Origin of the sequence: Autumnicola tepida (assembly GCF_031846485.1) — a bacterium.
In the GTDB taxonomy this organism is placed as follows: domain Bacteria; phylum Bacteroidota; class Bacteroidia; order Flavobacteriales; family Flavobacteriaceae; genus Autumnicola; species Autumnicola tepida.
In genome coordinates this window covers 129273-147500 of the sequence record NZ_JAVRHQ010000007.1, presented here as the reverse complement: position 1 = coordinate 147500, position 18228 = coordinate 129273, and the positions used below count along the sequence as shown (strand labels likewise).

The 18228-nt window shown below is 40.0% G+C and carries 9 protein-coding genes and 1 pseudogene; 1 reads left to right on the top strand and 9 read right to left on the bottom strand.

Annotation, left to right across the window (positions count from 1 at the left end):
- Positions 1 to 9: 9 nt before the first annotated feature.
- The 3 genes and pseudogenes from RM553_RS08080 to RM553_RS08070 form a co-directional block, all read right to left on the bottom strand.
- On the bottom strand, positions 10 to 3069 hold the full coding sequence (locus RM553_RS08080; protein ID WP_311534416.1) for a SusC/RagA family TonB-linked outer membrane protein: 3060 nt from the start codon (positions 3067 to 3069) through the stop codon (positions 10 to 12).
- Between the two features lie 198 nt (positions 3070 to 3267).
- Positions 3268 to 4305, bottom strand: coding sequence for a substrate-binding domain-containing protein (locus tag RM553_RS08075; RefSeq protein ID WP_311534415.1), 1038 nt, complete (start codon positions 4303 to 4305; stop codon positions 3268 to 3270).
- A 171-nt stretch (positions 4306 to 4476) separates the two neighbouring features.
- Positions 4477 to 4665 (bottom strand): annotated as a pseudogene (locus RM553_RS08070) (IS3 family transposase); the annotation flags it as partial.
- Positions 4666 to 4916: 251 nt separating this feature from the next.
- Here RM553_RS08070 and RM553_RS08065 point away from each other — a divergent pair.
- Positions 4917 to 6137: a phage integrase SAM-like domain-containing protein gene (locus tag RM553_RS08065; protein WP_311534414.1), complete on the top strand. Its 1221-nt coding sequence runs from the start codon at positions 4917 to 4919 to the stop codon at positions 6135 to 6137.
- 378 nt (positions 6138 to 6515) lie between these two features.
- Here the strand turns inward: RM553_RS08065 and RM553_RS08060 are convergent, their stop codons facing one another.
- The 6 genes from RM553_RS08060 to RM553_RS08035 form a co-directional block, all read right to left on the bottom strand.
- Positions 6516 to 8837, bottom strand: a complete 2322-nt coding sequence (locus tag RM553_RS08060) for a glycoside hydrolase family 3 N-terminal domain-containing protein (protein WP_311534413.1) — start codon at positions 8835 to 8837, stop codon at positions 6516 to 6518.
- A gap of 10 nt (positions 8838 to 8847) precedes the next feature.
- Entirely contained in the window at positions 8848 to 10233 is a 1386-nt protein-coding gene (locus tag RM553_RS08055; protein WP_311534426.1) for a glycoside hydrolase family 30 protein, read from the bottom strand.
- A gap of 109 nt (positions 10234 to 10342) precedes the next feature.
- Positions 10343 to 12082, bottom strand: coding sequence for a SusE domain-containing protein (locus RM553_RS08050; protein ID WP_311534412.1), 1740 nt, complete (start codon positions 12080 to 12082; stop codon positions 10343 to 10345).
- A 20-nt stretch (positions 12083 to 12102) separates the two neighbouring features.
- On the bottom strand, positions 12103 to 13569 hold the full coding sequence (locus RM553_RS08045) for a glycoside hydrolase family 30 protein (protein ID WP_311534411.1): 1467 nt from the start codon (positions 13567 to 13569) through the stop codon (positions 12103 to 12105).
- Positions 13570 to 13581: 12 nt separating this feature from the next.
- The gene (locus RM553_RS08040; protein WP_311534410.1) at positions 13582 to 15069 is read right to left on the bottom strand and encodes a RagB/SusD family nutrient uptake outer membrane protein; all 1488 of its coding nucleotides are present in this window, start codon (positions 15067 to 15069) and stop codon (positions 13582 to 13584) included.
- 12 nt (positions 15070 to 15081) lie between these two features.
- The gene (locus RM553_RS08035; RefSeq protein ID WP_311534409.1) at positions 15082 to 18012 is read right to left on the bottom strand and encodes a SusC/RagA family TonB-linked outer membrane protein; all 2931 of its coding nucleotides are present in this window, start codon (positions 18010 to 18012) and stop codon (positions 15082 to 15084) included.
- Positions 18013 to 18228 lie beyond the last annotated feature (216 nt).

Below are 18228 nucleotides of genomic sequence, written 5' to 3'. Positions count from 1 at the left end.
TTCAAATTTTTAAAATGTTAGATTAAGGCCTAAGGAGTAACTTTTCATAACAGGCCGACCATTTCGCGTTAATTCCTGGTTAGTTTCGGGATCCCAACCCTTCCAATCTGTCCAGGTCGCAATATTCTTACCACTAATAAATAGGGTTAAATCAGATAGACTTAACTTCTCGATTAAATTAGGTTCAAAAGAATAGCTGAGATTAACATCTTGCAATCTAATAAAACTTCTGTCCTTCCATACTCCAGGTTCTATAGTAGCATTGTTCCTGGAAAGTGGTTGATCTCCTGCAGGGTTATTAGGGCTCCAAAAATTTACACCACTCGGATAGTTGTCTCTTAAAGCATTGTCATCAAGAACTAAACGATTAAGATTATAACCAAGATAGCCGTCTTTACCTCCCTGGATTGAATTTATAAATACATTTAAATTCCAATTTTTATAGCTAAGATTATTGATAAAACCTATACGATAAGCCGGTTCACTTCTACCTAAAATTACACGATCATCTGCGGGAGTTATATTTCCATCTCCATTTTGATCTACAACTCTTAAAGTTCCTGGAAAATATCCCTCTGGAATCTCATCATTTAGCTGATAAATACCCTTTGTTTGATAAGCATATATTGTTCCTAAGGATTCCCCTATAAAAAGATTACTGGAAATTAAATCATCCTCTACGCCATCACCATCTGAATCCCTCCCTGTCAACTCTAAGATTTTGTTTTTATTGGTACTGAAATTAATAGTAGAGGTCCATGAAAAATCTTCAGCTTCTATATTATGTGTGTTAAGTCCTAATTCAAAGCCTTTATTTTCCAATTTCCCAATATTAGTATTGATGTCATTAAATCCTGTAACATGAGGAATAGCTACCTGGAACAATAAATCATTAGTCCTATTAATATAGTATTCTACATTACCGCTTATTCTAGAACTAAATAATGAAAAATCCACACCTAAATTTAAACCAGTAGTTTTTTCCCATCTTAAATCGGCATTTCCTAAAGTATTTTGCTCTTGCCCAAAAGCCGTGGACCCTCCATCACCATAAATATAAGCTGGTCTAGTGATTAAGCTTGCTATAGAATTATACCTGCTGGTTTGGTTACCGCTTAGACCATAACCTACCCTGAGCTTTAGGTTATTTATTTTCTCATTTTGTAAAAAAGATTCATTTGAAAGCACCCAGGCCAACGCAGCCGAAGGAAAATAACCGTACTTATTATTTTGCGCAAACCCAGAAAAACCATCCCTTCTTATAGTACCAGTAAAAATGTACTTATCATCAAATTTATAGTTCACCCTGGCCATCTGATAATTAAGTGTCTCCTGCCAGGCATCTGAATATGCAAACTGGTTGGTTCCCTGTTCTAAGCTATTATAGCCTAAGCTAAGTCTGGTAAAGCCATTTGCGGTTGAGCCGGTATATTCATTTTGACGTTTTATTGCCCCATATAATAACGTAGCATTTATCGCATGTTTACCAAATTTATCTTTATAAGTTAGAATATTGTCGAGGTTCCAATCATAATAGTTATTGTGGTTTTTAAATGCCTCCCCCGTAAAACCCGCAGCATATTCACTGGCCCTGTAGTATTTATTTATCCTATAATTATTTCCAAAATTTAATCTATATGATAATCCCGTCAGAAATGGAAAATCTATTTCTGTATAAAGATTGGCGAAAAAGTAGTCGTGTCTCTCGTAATCATTGACGTCATAGGTAACAAAAGGATTCTCTGTATTTGTATTAAAAGGAAATGGCACTAAATTACCATTTTCATCATAAGGTTGAATTAAAGGAGATTGTCTGAGAAGACGATCCATAGATGGCTCAGCTCCATCCTTATTTACAAATGAACCAAATGATTGAATTCCGATTTTCCACCAATCTCTAGCCTTTGTTTCAAGATTCAGCCTTATACTTTTTCTTTGGAAATTATCATTACGTATAAAATTTTCTTGATCTGTCAAACCTAGTGAAAATAAATATCTAACAGCCTCACTACCACCACTCACACTTACTTTATTCTCATTAATATAACCCTTATGTGTTCCTTCATCAAACCAGTCATAATCAAAAGGCGCAATTTCACCATCCTCTGTTAACATCGAAGGATCAATATAATCTTCAAGATTAAAATTGGGATTAGGTTGGGTATAGTCAGGAGCTAAATAAGCTTCCTCATAAAGCAAATCATACATATGATTTAAATATTCCTCCCTTCTCATAGGCCTTATATCTTCAGTAGGCTCCTGAATGGCATATGAAGAACTTGCAGAAACACGGGTTCCCCGTGTATACCCGCCAGATTTTGTTGTTATAAGGATAACACCATTAGCTGCCTGAGCCCCATATACTGCTGTGGAGCTAACATCCTTTAATACATTGATCGATTCGATGTCATTAGGATTAATAGATTCCAGTGAACCATTATATTGAATTCCATCCAAAACAATCAGCACATTACTATTACCGGAAATCGTCGAAGATCCACGGATATTTAAGGATGGTGTAGATCCGGAACTGGTTACCTGACCTACTGAAAGGCCTGGAACTGTACCTTGAAGAGATTGAGCAATGTTGGTGTTAGGAGATTTTCTAAATGTTTCAAGATCTGCGGTCTCAACAGCACCTGTTAAATCGCTTCTTTCCTGTGTCCCATACCCTACAACTACTACCTCATCTAATGCAGCGGCATTTTCTTCCAAAGTCACTTCAATCGTAGATTGGCCATTCAACGCGATTTCCTGTGTGTCAAAGCCCACAAACGAAATCACCAAAACAGCGTCTTCGCTACTGACTTCCAGGGTGAAATTTCCATCAAAATCTGATTGCACTCCATTATTAGTACCCTTTTCTAAAACAGTAGCACCCGGTAATGGCACTCCATTATTATCTAAGATTGTACCGGTTATTTCAAAATCCTGATTTAGATCTACAGATCTTTCTATTGCAGTAGAATGTGCAGCAAAGGAGCTCCCAACACTATAAAACCATAAGAGTGTTAATACTGCTAGCCGTAAAGGAACACATGTAAGGCAGTTAATTTGGTATTTAAACATAATTTAAATGTTTATTATTATTGATAAGTAAATGTTATGTGTACGTACACATTAAAAATTAATAAATGCTAAATTTTATCCTACTAAAACGTTTTCTTGGAAAAAATTATGACTGCAATATATAAAAACTGGGGGAATATCATAAAAAATTTAACTAAAAATGTGCACGTACACATTTTTAGTTAAATATAACCATCTCTATTGGGACCTATAGTACATGTAATTTTCTTTTGTTATTATATCTAATGGTAAATAATAATCATTCTCCACCCTCTGCTTGGTAACAAGATATTTATAAAAGTTCTCCACAGCTAAATATCCCTGCGTTTCAGGACGTTGATCAATAATGTAATCTATTATACCCGCAGCTATAAAATCTAAATTATTATCAATTAGATCGTTCCCAACAAGCTTAATTTTAAGTTTTCTTTTCATCAAAACTTCAGCTACAAAATGTACCTTTGAGCTTGGCACATAAATTCCATCAGGATTTTGTCCAACAAGGATATCTTCTAGGCACTCCTTCCAATTAGATTCTCTTTGATCTACATTAAGCTCAACTATTTTTATATCCTGAAGACTATCGCTTTGTGACAAAAAGTCTTTAAATCCTTCACTCCTCTTTTGCAAAGTCTTGTTGTGATTTTCATTATTCTTGATAGAGAGAATTAATATTTTACCTTTTCCCCCAGTGGATGTACTCAATAGTTTTGCTGCCAATCTACCACTTTGGATTGCATCCTGACCTATAAAACTTATAGAACCACTATTCTGTATATTCGAATCAATGATAGAAAAGGGAATTGCCATTGTTCTTAATCTTGCACATAATTTTACAGCCTCAAAATTTATTACTGGAGTTAAAATCACCCCATCCGGCTTTAATTCAAGAACTTCCTGGACTTTCCTAATAAAAGACTCCGAATCATTTTGATCGAAATAAAAAAAGACTACTTTAATTCCAAATTGGTTTAAATCTTTAGCTGCTTGTTTAATTCCACGGCTAGGCATTTCCCAGTATTCACCGGCATCAAAATCAGGCACTAAGGCTGTGATTACATAGGATTTATTGAGCACAAGACCTCTTGCATAGAAATTTGGCTTATAGTCAACCTCCTTTAAAATTCGTAAAATCTTTTCTTTTGTTTCTTTAGAAACTTTTCCCCGATCATGAATAACTCTATCTACTGTTCCCAAAGATACATTTGCTCTTTTAGCTATTTCTTTTATGGTCATTTTAAAATGGTTTGTCTGTAAAAATAAAAAAAAGAGTTTTAGCAGTTTGTTTTATTATCACCTGAACTTTTCTTTCTATCTCCGTATTTCTCAAAACTTTCAGTAATTCACAGGGATAATCTACCCCAAAATGTTGGACTTGCAATAAAACCTGGACTTTAAGTTGAGTGACTAAGCTATTAGTTGGTGATTATACATATCTAATTCAAATCCTTTAACAGTTCTGTTGCCTAAATAAGAATGTCTTCTTCTGGTATATACCAGGACGTGATCCACTAAAAGATAGATAACTCGGCTTTAAATCTTAATTTATAACTACCTATAAACCCATTCTACTTTTAAGGATTTAAAAAAAGATTCCGTTTATGTGCAAACAAATAAAGGCTTCACAGGTATAACCTCGTGAAGCCTATATTTATGAGTGGTCCCACCTGGGCTCGAACCAGGGACCCCTTGATTATGAGTGTGTTTTTTTCCAATTAAAGTAAATCAAATAGAAACATATTTAATTGGTTATCAACATTTTAATGAAATTTGATATCAAATGATTCTCTTTGATATCAAAAAAATATGTGCAAATTATGTGCAAATTTTTTACGTATATTTATCTGATGCAGACGAGTTTAACCCTTAGTTTAGACAAAAGAAGAAGTCGGAAAGATGGCAAATTTCCGGTTATAATTCGTCTTGGCCATTACCAAAAAACTACATCTATAGCAACAGGACACGCAATTCCGGAGGAATGTTGGGACGATAAAAAGAAAAAGATCAAGGGGTCCTATAAAGGCACGGATTCTCTGTTCCACCTAAATAATTTATTACTCAAGGAGCTGGTTACATATCAGGATAAAGTGAATAAGCTAAAAGAGAATGGTGAACTTAGATTTTTATCAATTAAGCAATTAAAAAATCGTCTGGTAGGGAAGAATAGATATGATTCTTTTTTCGAATTTGGTGAATCTAAAGTCGCAGAGCTAAAGGCCACCAAACGTTTTGGCACAGCACAAAGCTATCAGCATTTAATCAATATCTTGAGAAAATTCACAAAAGGAAAAGACGTAAAGTTTAATGAAGTTAATTATGAATTTCTGGTAGATTTCGAACGTTTCCATTTATCTAAATCTAAGAATAGCATCAATGGGGTTGCTTCATATATGCGAACACTTAGAGCGATCTATAATAGAGGAATTAAGGAAGGAGTTATCCAAAGGGAGGCTTATCCCTTTTATAATTATCAGATAAAGACAGTACCGACGGCAAAGAGAGCTATAAAGATAGAATCCATCAAGAAAATACTTCAAGCCAAAATTGATCCGTCTGACTTTATGATTCACTACAGGAATTATTTCATATTTTCATATATGCTCTTCGGTATGTCATTCATTGACATGGCATTCCTAAAGGTGGAAAATATTATGGATGGTCGCATAAGATTTCAGCGTAAAAAAACTTCAAAGCTGTACGATATAAAAATAACTGAACCTTTACTAGAAATTATTACTTACTACACAAAAGATAAAAAGCCAGGAGATTTCATATTACCAATTATCAAGAGAGAAAAACTGGAGTTACAGTATAAGGATGCCAAAGACGCCTTGCATCGATACAATGATGGATTAAAACGACTGGCAGAGCGATGTGGCATAGATGAGAAGCTGACATCATATGTTTCCAGGCATAGCTTCGCCACTCATGCAATGCTAAAAAATATTCCTCTTATGGCTATTTCGGAGATGTTAGGCCATAGTAAATTAAATACTACTCAAATTTATCTGAAATCACTTCCCTCCAACCTTATGGATGTTTATCAAGAGGAATTAAATAAGTTTTAAGTTTAATTCCGAACTGGTTTATGGATTAAGAGAATTGCTACCTATCCTCCTAAGAACTTGCTCATTTCATTTTAAATTTTGTAGTAAAGTTTCTCCGGGGCAAACCCACGGAGCATTTTAGTGGAACACTTTTTCAAATTTAATTCGTTTACTGACGAGGCAAGCCTCGAGGTATTACCCTACAAAGAATAAATCCTTTTAGACGAATTATCTTCAAGAGCGTCTCAAAAAGCCTTTCATGACTTAAACAATACCCATACTCGTGAATTTTAATAATGAAAAGAATAAAATTAAAAATTCAGACATAAGTTATATAAATAGTGAGGCCCGGGATAATCTAAGGGCCTTTCTATGTGTAAAAATTGTCATGTTAATGGCTTATTTTTCTTTAAGCTCAAATTTTTGTTTCAAATCTTTAATCTGCACTTCAAACTCACCTGCTTCCAGTACCTTTTCACCTTTAGCATTATAGTAAAAGAGGTCTTCTGGATTTAAGCTGAATTCCAAGATTCGGGATTCCCCGGGTTCAAGATTTATTTTCTCGAAGCGGCGTAGTCGCTTAACATCGGGTGTAATTTGGGTGGCATACTGGTCTGAAGTATAAAGCTCTACCACTTCTTTTCCTGCCCTGTCACCGGTATTGGTAACTTTTACTTTCACCTTCAGGCTTTGGTTTGGCATAATGGAAGATTTATCGAGCTCCATGTTTTCATACTTAAAAGTAGTATAACTTAACCCGTCCCCAAAAGAAAACTGAGGGTTGTAATCGGCTTCATAATTATAAACCCCTTCAGCCTTTGTCTGCTCTTCAGAAGGTTTATGAATGTAGGGAATCAGCGCATTGGGATAACGGGGATAATTATAAGGAATTTTTCCTGAAGGATTTACATCTCCAAATATAATATCTGCCAGCGCATCTCCCCCGTAATTTCCAGGCAGATAAGCCTGGATTATTGCAGGCACCTGCTTTTCAAATTTACTGATGATCCTTGGACGGCCTTCATTCAATATCAATATTACCGGTTTTCCAGTGGCAGCAAGCTTTTGGGCCAGTTCGGTTTGATTGTCTGAAAGGTAAAGGTCATTCAGGTCGCCGGGCTTTTCTGTATAGGTATTTTCACCTACTACAAGCAGAATATAATCTGCTTTTTTCGCCGCGGAAACAGCTTTATCAAAATCAGCTTTTTCATCTTCATAGTAATTGCCGCCTTCCACATACTGCACTCCGGGCACATAGGTCACGTTTTTCTTCCCGATTTCATTTTGAACGGCTTCCAGAACTGTATTATAAGATTGTGCAAATTCCGGCACCTTTTCTCCCTGCCAGGAATAGGTCCATGCACCGTTGAGGGTACGCATTGAATTCGCATTAGGGCCGGTTACCAGTACTTTTGCATTTTTCTTCAAAGGCAGTATATTCCCCTCGTTCTTCAGAAGGGTAATAGCTTCAGCAGCCATGTTGTAAGAAGCCTGCTCGAATTCCTTGCTTCCAAATTTTGGATAATCATCAGGATTGGTAACGGGCGTTTCAAATAAATTGAGAGCCAGTTTTACTTTTATGATCCGTCTCACGGCATCGTCTATACGCGATGTTTCTACTTCTCCTTCTTTTACCAGTTCCAGAAGATTGTCCACAAAACGTTCGTACTGATAAGGTACCATACTCATATCTACGCCGGCATTAATGGCCATTTTAATGGCCTCCTTATCATTTTTAGCAATACGGTCCCTGCGGTGCAGGTTTTCAATATCTGCCCAATCTGTCACTACTAATCCTTCAAAACCAAGTTCTTCTTTAAGCAACTTTGTGAGCAGGTCGTAATTTGCATGAACAGGCACGCCATTAATTATTCCTGAATTTACCATTATGGTATGTGCACCGGCTTCAACAGCTGCTTTAAATGAAGGCAAATGATATTCGCGTAAAGCACTTTCAGGAATGTAAGATGGAGTTCTGTCTTTTCCTGAGGTTACGGCATGATAACCTAGAAAATGTTTCATTGTGGAAGCGATATGCTCCGGATTGCCAATATTGTTATCTACACCTTCATAACCATCAATCATGGCAACTCCCAGGGTGGAAACCAGATATGGATCTTCCCCGAAAGATTCCCACATCCTGGAAAACCTTGGATCCAGTCCCAAATCAAGAACAGGGGAAAAGTTCCATGGAATCCCGCTTGCCCGGGTTTCATAAGCGGTAATTTCAGCGCCACGCTGCACGAGTTGAGGATTACGGCTTGCTCCCTGCGCTATTTGTTGCGGGAACATAGTTGCACCTGCCGTATAGGTAGCTCCATGAATTTCGTCTACCCCATAAATAATAGGGATGTCCAGGCGGGTTTCTTCGGAATTGATCTCCTGGATCTTACTTATAATGGAATACCATTTTTCCCTGGGCAGGGCGCGGTTGTTTGCCGTATTCAGGAAAGAACCAACTTTATATTTCCCTACTGCTTTTTTAACAAGGGCTTCATCTAAATTAAAAGGCTCATAACTGGAATAACGGTCTTCTCCCTCGCCAATTACATCCAGGGTGACCTGCGTCATCTGACCAACTTTTTCTTCTAAAGTCATTTTGGACAGGATCTCTTCGGTCCTTGAAGAAATTTCAGCATCTGTTTTTTGCTGATTTTCCTGCGCGTTAATATTGAGTGCTGCGAAAACAAAGCATCCTGCAGCAATAATAAATCTTTTCATTCTTATTTTTTTAAAATACCAGGGTGCCAACAGCCCCCGGTTTAAGCTGAATATTCACTTCTTTTTCTCCTAATTCCACGTTCACAGATTGCTCCTCTTCAGAAGTATTTTGCAAAATGACGGTTATTTTCCCTGTAGGAGTACGATAAGCTACGTTCGGAATGTTTTCGGGTTCATTGGAAGCCACTCGAACGGAACCCGGACGTACAAACTTTGAAGCCTGTCCGATGATGTAATAAGCAGGCTCCCTAGTAACCATATCTCCATTTATGGTAATAGCCCCAAGGCAGCGGTCACAGCCACCCCTGTCTGTATGCGGCTGCTGGTTCTCATCGGCAGCAAGATTCCATTCCAGTACCGTTTTGCTCCAGTTACGCGGCGCCCCGATGATCAGATTCTCGGTATGCCAGGACATCTCTTTCGTGAAATCACCCGGGGCTCCAACCCACTGTTCTGTGAAATAAAGGTTTTTATCAGGATGGGCGTCATGCACTTTAGACAAGGCTTCGATCTCTCCTCCATAGAGGTGGAATGCGGAACCATCTACATACTTGGCAGCTTCAGGATCATTCAGAATGCTTATGGGATAACCCGGACGGTCTGCATTATGATCGTAAAGGATGATTTTTGTATCAATATTACTCTCTTCAAAGGCAGGTCCCAGGTGATTCTTGATAAAATCTGCCTGATCTTCAGGAAGCATCAGCATACTTGGATTGTTCCCGGGATGTAAAGGTTCGTTCTGAATGGTAATGGCATCAATAGTAATCCCTTCCTCATCCATGGCCTTTATGTACTTTACGAAGTATTGCGCGTAAGCTGGATAATATTCCTTCAGCAAACTGCCGCCACGGGTATCCTTGTTGTCTTTCATCCACACAGGCGGAGACCAGGGGGAGCCAAGAATTTTGATGTCGGGCGCAATTTCAAGTATTTCCTTTAATACAGGAATAAGGTTAAGCGTGTCATTGGCAAGGCTGAAGTTTTCCAGTTCCATATCGGTTCCCCCTTCAGGTAAATCGTTATAAGAAAAAGGTTTATCATCAAGGTCTGAAGCACCAATGCTCAACCTTAAATAGCTTACTCCCAATTCATCTTCCGAAGTGCCGAAAAGCTCCTGTAAAATAGCAGTCCTGGCAGAATCGCTCATCTTGTTAAGGTGTAAGGCACTTCCTCCGGTTAAAGTGTATCCAAAACCATCCATTTTCTGGAAAGTCTGGGAAGTATCTACAGTTACTGTTGGGACACTCTTTTTATTATCATTGTTTTTATTTTCAAGCGCAATCTCTTTTTTCTCCAAAAGGGAATTTTTATCCAGAGTGGTTAACCATAAACTGGCTTTTTCAGATTCCGTCTTATTTTGATTACAGGCAAAGAATCCTGAAACAAGAAGCATTAACAAGAAGAGCCTGAGATTTTTTGTTTTACAAGTTTGCATAACAGTAGGGGTATAGAAAGACTATCCTGAAAATCCAGGATAGTCTTACATTTTGAAAAAAGGCTAATTATTGGGTTATAAATTCATAGGTTCCTGTCTCGTAGTTTTCAGAGACTTCAATATTCACTTCATAGGTGCCGGAAGTAGTAATATTTTGAAAATTGGAACCCCCGTTGTTGGTCATAGTTCCGGACATTGCAGTAGGGTCATCTGCTCCCAACTGAACTTCCCATGGTGAATTGAATTTCATAGCATATCCCGCTTCCAAATTCCTTGTAGTGGTATATTGTAAAGGATGTACATAAGTCATTAAAAATTCATCACGGCTATCCCAGCCTCCTCCGGCTTCATCCCAATGGAAAAGTTTAATATTATAATGTTTCCAGTTAGCCATTCCGGTAGAGAAATCCAGTTTTAACTGATAAGCCTGATCTCTTGCTACCATTACATCACCTTCTCCTTCCAGGATTGCCAGGTTTCCATTCACTACATCACCATCAGGATTTGAGGTTTCCCCTATGGCCCCGTCAAGCGTATAGGATGTTCCGCTGCCATCTTCAGCACTGTTAAGCTGATATGCAACTTCAGCCTGTAAGGGAAGGAAAGAACCTGAGCTAAATACATCTCCATCCTTCTGGAAAGTAGCAACGATTTCCCCGTTTGCCAGTAGGTACAATGCTTCAGGTGTATCAGATGGGGGAGTGCTGGTTTGGTCTGCTTCCAGGCTGTAGGTATAGGTGTCTCCTGAAAGATCTACAGTAACGGTATAATTTCCTGCGGAAGCCAACGGAATATCTTCCACCGACACTCCTGCGTCACCCGCCTGGGATTCCATGTATAATTGATTTTGAGTGCCGGCAATTCGCTTAAGGAGGTATTCCCAGTTTCCATTTAGCCTTAAAACAAATCCACCCTGGCCACTTTCGGGAGTCTGAAGGTACATCTGCCTTTGCCAAACGCCGTTGCCCTGGTATTCCAAAGCCTCGTCGCCTCCCCAGCCATTAGGAATTACATCTCCCACAACACTGAGGTAATCAATCTTTAGAAGGTTATAAGTGTGATTCTCAAGATCGGCCGTAAGGCGGTATTCCCCTGTTTCTTCCACGGTAATAGGATCCCCGTTTTTCACAAGTTCTCCCTCACTTCCTCCATACACATGCGCAGGCATTTGCTGGTTACTGTATAACCTAAAGCTTTCCCCCGCTTCCAAGTGCGTATAGGCTTCGAACTGATAGGTTAGGTTACCATCGGCATTTTCCATGGCACGCATTGGAATAGCCTGGGCCATCTCGTTTCCACCCTCTGTGGCCGTTCCGCTAAGATAGAGCTGTTGTGGCTTGTATTCAGTTTCAAAGCGATGTACGGTAATGTTCTGTGCATCCGTAGCTATTTTATCTATACTTCTTGCCAGCACCGCAACTTCTAATTCGGCATCTGAATCTGCCCCGTAACCGGCATAAGAAAGTGCCAGGTCTATTTCGGAAGCAGTGAAACTCACCTGAGTATCCTTACCTCCGTTTTCTGAAACTTTGCTTAAAAGCGGGGTGCCGTAATTTTCACTGCCTGCAGTATCGATAACCACAGTATAACGCACCTGGTATCTTTCGCTGGAGACTGCCGGCTCCCAGTTAAAAGTTACAGGCTTGGAGGGCAGATCTTCATCTAAGATGATAGTTTCCTGGGCTGAGGTCAAAAGCGGGGCATCCAGATCCCATTGTCCTATTGGATCCAGGTTGTCTTCCTCTTCACAGGAGACCATAAGAACGAGTGCGAGAAAAGCACCAAATAATATCTTTAAATTTTTCATTTTTAATGGTATTTAATTTTTTATTCCCAAACAATTGTCTGAACCGAATTGGCTTCCAGGCTACTGCTAAAACTTTCTTCCTCATTTATTACAGAAAAACTTTTTGTTGAACCCGAATCGTTTAGCACCACCAGTACCAGACTGCCGTCAGTATTCTGAAAAGCAACGCTTTGCAAACCTGTGCTGCTGTCAAATTCTGTTGAAGAAATACGATGAGCCCCTGGCCTTATAAACTTCGAAAAATGAGCAAGAGAATAATATTCTACATTTTTATCAATTTCTCCTGAACCGGAAACAGTTACCACCCCGCGGCAATCTTCACACCCATTATTGGTGGGGCCAAAACTTTCGTTCAAAGCGAGGTTCCAGAAAAGAGCTGTTTTAGACCAGTTTTTAGTAGTTCCTATAAGGATATTTCTCATATTCCATTTTAGGTTCTCTGCAAATCCCGTAGCCCATTCCCCTCCAGAGACTTCAGTGAAGTACAAGCCTTTATCGGGGAATGCCTCATGCACTTCTCCCATGGCAGAAACATTCCCGGCATAGGCATGAAAAGCGACACCGTCCACATATTCATAAGCTTCTTCATCTGAAAGCACGGCTATGGGATAACCCGGTTCATCGAAATTATGATCGTAAGCGATAATTTTGGTATTGATTCCCTGCTCTTCGAAAGTAGGGCCTAAACTGTTTTTTATAAAACTGGCCTGCGCGGCAGCTTCCATCTTCATCGTGGGATATCCTGCTTCGTGAAGCGGTTCATTTTGCGGGGTTACCGCGTTAACTTCAATTCCCTGCGAAGCATAAGCGTCTATATATTTTACAAAATAATCGGCATAAGTGTCATACCATCTTTCTTCCAGGCTGCCACCGTACAGGGACTGGCTGGTTTTCATCCAGGCCGGAGCACTCCAGGGGCTTGCCATAATGCCAACATCTGAAGAAATTTGCAGAATATCTTTTAATACCGGAATAACGTGTTTCTCATCTTCAGCAATGGAGAATTCACTAAGATCGGGGTCCTGTTGGCCCTGGGGAACATCATTATAAGTAAAATCACTTAGCGAAAAATCTGAAGCCCCCATAGTCAATCTTAAATAACTAAGGCCTATACCGGTTTCAGGATCAAAAAGATCTGTAAGCAGAGCATTTTTTTGATTTGCATCCATCCTGTTGATCACGTAGGCGGATGAGCCGGTAAGCGCCGCGCCAAAACCTTCTATTTCCTGATACTGCTGTGAAGCATCTACAGTTATACTTGGATTTTCACCTTCTGTACTATCGTAAATATCCACATCATCCTGCCTGCCAAGCAGTTTGGAACCTGTGCCGGTGGTGGTCCATATTTTGGCCTGGCCCACTACTTCACCAACAGGAGCAGGTGGCGCAGGAGGTTCGTATGTTGGTTCGTCGTCACCAGAACAGGAAAGGGAAAGAATTCCCAGTCCTGCTGCAAGTATTACATATTTTTTTAATCTTATCTGCATAACATACATTTATTAATAGCCGGGATTTTGAGTTAACTGGGGATTACGGTTTATTTCATTCTGCGGAATTGGAAGCAGCACTTCATCCTGCGTCATGTTGTAATCCACAGGCTGATTGTCCCTGAGGTCCACATCGTCTACACTGTTCATGGTCTCCACCGCGACATTATATCTTACCAGGTCACTCCACCTCTCGGCTTCCAATGCCAGTTCCAACCTTCTCTCTTTCAAAATTGCATCACGCATGCTTTCTGTTGAAGCAGTTTCGGCATCTGTAAGGGGTGGTAAATCTACCCTTTCGCGAATAACGTCTACCACACCGGCAGCTTCGCCCGGCCTTCCTAATTCGTTTAGAGCTTCAGCTTTCATAAGCATAATATCGGCAAGGCGTAAAAGATAAATATCGTCTGCGCTGGCCCAGCCACTGGCATTTCTCCATTTATAGGCAAAAGGTACACTGCTGTTGGGCGAATTTCCCCAGTATTCATCAATCCAGGGCACGGATTCAAATAGTATGGTGGCATCTTTTCTTATCTCATCATTTTCTGAATCAAACGCAGCAACAAGGTCTAAGGAAGGAGTAACAAATTTTCTCCAGGTATCTCCGCTTATAGAGGGAGGAAGGTGCATTTGTGGTCCCCAGGTTCCCTCGTCTCCGCCAAGATATTGCACTTCAAGGATAGATTCGCTGTTGTTGTAGTGATTGCCGTCAAACAGAAAATCATAATTATCCAACAATTCATAATTTGCCGGGCTATTGATTACCTCATTTGCATATTCCAAGACAGCGGCATAATCAGGGCTGGGCTTTTGGGCATATACCTTGGCCAACAATGCGTTTGCAGCTCCTTTGGTTGCACGGGCTTTGTTTATACTGGCATCATCCCCGTAAGTATCCGGGAGCATTTCTACAGCCATTTCAAGATCGCTTATGATTTGTGCATACACTTCTTCTTTTGAATTGCGCGGGATTCTTACTTCTGAAGGATCAGTAGACTTAATAGTCTCGGTGATAAGAGGAACGCCTCCCCATAATTTTACCAGGTTATAATAATGGAAAGCTCTAAGGAAAAGCGCCTGACCGATAAATCGCTCGCGTTGTTGTTCAGTAATATCCTGCTCGATCTGAGGGGCTCTTTCTATTACCAGGTTTGCCTTGGATATGGCATTGTAAATGGCAGACCAGGCATTGAAAACCCTGCTGTTGGTAGTAGAAATATCAATCTCATCCATCTGGAATATTTCGGGGTTATCCCCACCGGCATATGCGTTATCTGATCTCACATCCTCAAACAGCACCCTGTCCCAAACATAATAGTCGTTAGACTGGAAAGATTCGTAAACCCCGGTAAGTGCAGCTTCAAGCTGAGTGCCGGTAGAATAAGCGTTGTCTACTGTTTCTTCAGAAATAGGCTGAAGATCAAGTTCATCATCACAGGCAGTTAAGCTGGCTGCTAAAACAAGCCCGAAAAGATATTTCTTAAAGTTTATAATTTTCATGACAATCAATTTTTAAAAAGTAAGATTAAGTCCAAGTATCAAATTTCTGGTTTGGGGATAAGTACCGTAATCCACACCCAAAGTGGTGTTACTTCCTCCGAACGCATTTACTTCAGGATCAAAACCGGAATAATCTGTAATAGTGAATAGATTTTCTCCCGTGGCATATAGCTTCACATTCTGCATGCTCATCTTGTTGATTAAAGATTCCGGAAGATTGTAGCTTAGAGTTAAGGCTTTCATTCTCAAATAGGAACCGTCTTCCACAAATCTTGTGGATAACCTTGAATTATCGGTATTTCCTGCAATTGCCCTTGGAATATCGGTTACATCACCAGGTGCTCTCCATCTGTCCAGCACGGCAGCTGATTGGTTTTTAGAATCAATCATTCCTTCAGTCTCTATTCTTGTAGCATTGAAGATATCGTTGCCCTGCGACCCCTGCAGAAAGACGGAAAGTCCAAAATCTCTGTAAGAAAAGGTGTTGGTAATACCATAGATGAAATTCGGATTTGCATTTCCTATAATAGTACGATCATCCGCGGAAGGTTCAAAAGTCGACTCACCTTCATTGTTAATGTAATAAGCCATTCCGGTTTCAGGATCTACGCCGCCCCAGATGTATCCATAGAATGAGCCAAGAGGTTGTCCTTCCCTCACAAGGCTTACTTCTCCTCTCCCGGCAATTGATCCTGTTAAGATTTCCTGGCCTACAATATCCACCACCTCGTTGCGGTTAAAGGAGATGTTGAGATTAGTCTGCCATTCAAATGCTCCCTGGGTATTAAAACTATTAAGCTGAAATTCCAGACCTTTGTTTCTCAACTGGCCAATATTCTGGATGGCATTATCGAAACCGGTAGACCTAGGCAAAGGAGCGTTAAGAAGCAGATCCCGTGTATTCTTCAGGTAAGCATCGGCTGTAAAGCTAATCCTGTTATGAAGAAACGAAATATCAAGCCCAACGTTCACCTGTTCGGACTCTTCCCACTTCAAATTTTCATTTTCTATTGAAGCCGGATAGGTACCAGGCATTACTATACCTCCAATAGGGTAATTTCCACCGCTTCCCACTCTTCCAAAATAGGCGTAGTTGCCAATTTGATCGTTTCCAACCAATCCCCATCCAGCCCTTAATTTGAGGTCAGAAATAGTATTGCTTTCTTCCATGAAAGATTCATTGGAGATTCTCCATCCTGCGGAGAAGGAAGGAAAATACCCCCATCTTTCTCCCGGTCCAAAATTACTGGAACCGTCAGCCCTGAAATTAGCCGTTAAAAGGTACTTGTCATTAAAGTTGTAATTCAACCTGGCCAGAAAAGAAGCATTTGCTTTTTCAGCTTTATCGGCAGAGCCTGCGATCAATTCAGAACCTGCATTAGGGGTGGTGATCTCGTCACTTGCAAAATTCCTTCTTTCGAGAGTACTGTTCTCCCACTTGTATTTTTGATAAACAGAACCTACAAGGGCTTCAATATTATGATTTCCAAACTTTGCAGTATAGTTTAACGTATTATCAAAGATGTAATAGTTTGTAAGGTTGGTATTATACCTTCCTATCCCGTTCATGGCCCTGCCGTAGCTGGTCCTGAAAGGATCCAGGAAATAATCGTAATGCGCATTACTATAATCCGTTCCTATATTGGATTTAAAAGTAAGGTCATCAAAGAATTTAATCTCGGCATAAACATTTCCCAGTAATCGCTGGTTCACGTAACCTCTTTGAGCTCCATCTGTGGAAGCGACGGGGTTTTCCCAATCCTGGAAAGGATTACTTGTAAAAGTACCATCCGCATTATATATTCCAATATTTGGAGGGGTTGATAAAACTCCTAGAAGTACACCCCCGCTGTTTACGCTGGTATTGTCTGTTACATCAACATCAGAATAATGGGTATACGCCAGGTTGGTACCCATCTCCAGCCAGTCGGTAACTTCCTGAGAAAAATTTATTTTAAAGTTATAGCGTTCCATTTCTGAACTTCTCACAGCACCTTCCTGCTTAGTATATCCGCCTGAAAGATAATAGGAGGTGCCTTCATTTTTACCGGACATGGACAATTGGTAGTTGTTAGACAGGCCATCTTTAAAGATCACATTTTGCCAGTCCGTATTTTCCGTGTACTGGCTCCAGTCTGTATTTCTACCGAGTTCTGTCATGAGGTCTCGATATTGCTCACTGTTTAAAACCGGCAGGGTATTCCAGACCTGTGAAACGCCCACATAGGTATCGAAGCTGAGACGTGGTTTTCCTGAGCTACCTTTTTTAGTAGTTATAAGCACAACCCCATTAGCTCCCTGCGCCCCATAAATTGCTGCAGAAGCGGCATCTTTTAAAATCGAAATATTTTCGATATCAGCCGGGTTAAGGGAACGGGTATCGGTGGTTGGGACCCCGTCTACCACATAAAGCGGTTCACTGCTGGCGTTGATGGAGTTTGTACCTCTTATACGGATATTAAACCCTGAAGAGGGTTTTCCTGAACCCGAAACCACCTGTACCCCGGCAGCCTTTCCCTGTAATAGAGCCCCGACCTGGGTATTGGGGCGGTCATCGAAGGCTTCTTCATCAACGGTAGATACAGAACCCGTAATATCCCTTTTTTGCTGGCTACCGTATCCTACCACAACTACTTCTCCCAGCGCCTGTTCATCTTCGGCCAGGGCGATTTGAAGATTCTCTTGCCCTTCCAGTAAAATTTCTTTATTGACGTACCCAAGGAAAGAAATCACAAGGGTTTCCCCCGTGGAAGCTTGTAAGGTAAAATTCCCGTCAAAATCTGTTTGTGTGCCACGGTTCGAATTCTTAACTAAAACGTTGGCACCAGGTAAGGGTAAATTAGTATTGGCATCAAAAACGGTCCCGGATATTTCACCATCCTGGGCCCAAGTTGAACCTAATACCAATAAAAACAACACCCATAAATAATTTTTAATTTTCATCAGAATTAAATGATTTATAATGTTCTTAAAATTATACATTAGATGAAACCAACTTCCGAATTGATGATTTAATAAAATGAACAACTCGAAAACGTTTTCAAATTAATTTAACAGGCTTCTAAATTAGAATATGATAATATCACCCAGAAAAAAAGCGCTACATTTGAATTACGCCAAATTCTTAAAGCAACTACGCCTTGGTTACGCCAAAACAGG

Coding starts and splice junctions, on each gene's coding strand:
- RM553_RS08040 (WP_311534410.1), bottom strand. CDS start 15,069: ATGAAAATTATAAACTTTAAGAAATATCTTTTCGGGCTTGTTTTAGCA.
- RM553_RS08080 (WP_311534416.1), bottom strand. CDS start 3,069: ATGTTTAAATACCAAATTAACTGCCTTACATGTGTTCCTTTACGGCTA.
- RM553_RS08045 (WP_311534411.1), bottom strand. CDS start 13,569: ATGCAGATAAGATTAAAAAAATATGTAATACTTGCAGCAGGACTGGGA.
- RM553_RS08055 (WP_311534426.1), bottom strand. CDS start 10,233: ATGCTTCTTGTTTCAGGATTCTTTGCCTGTAATCAAAATAAGACGGAA.
- RM553_RS08035 (WP_311534409.1), bottom strand. CDS start 18,012: ATGAAAATTAAAAATTATTTATGGGTGTTGTTTTTATTGGTATTAGGT.
- RM553_RS08050 (WP_311534412.1), bottom strand. CDS start 12,082: ATGAAAAATTTAAAGATATTATTTGGTGCTTTTCTCGCACTCGTTCTT.
- RM553_RS08060 (WP_311534413.1), bottom strand. CDS start 8,837: ATGAAAAGATTTATTATTGCTGCAGGATGCTTTGTTTTCGCAGCACTC.
- RM553_RS08065 (WP_311534414.1), top strand. CDS start 4,917: ATGCAGACGAGTTTAACCCTTAGTTTAGACAAAAGAAGAAGTCGGAAA.
- RM553_RS08075 (WP_311534415.1), bottom strand. CDS start 4,305: ATGACCATAAAAGAAATAGCTAAAAGAGCAAATGTATCTTTGGGAACA.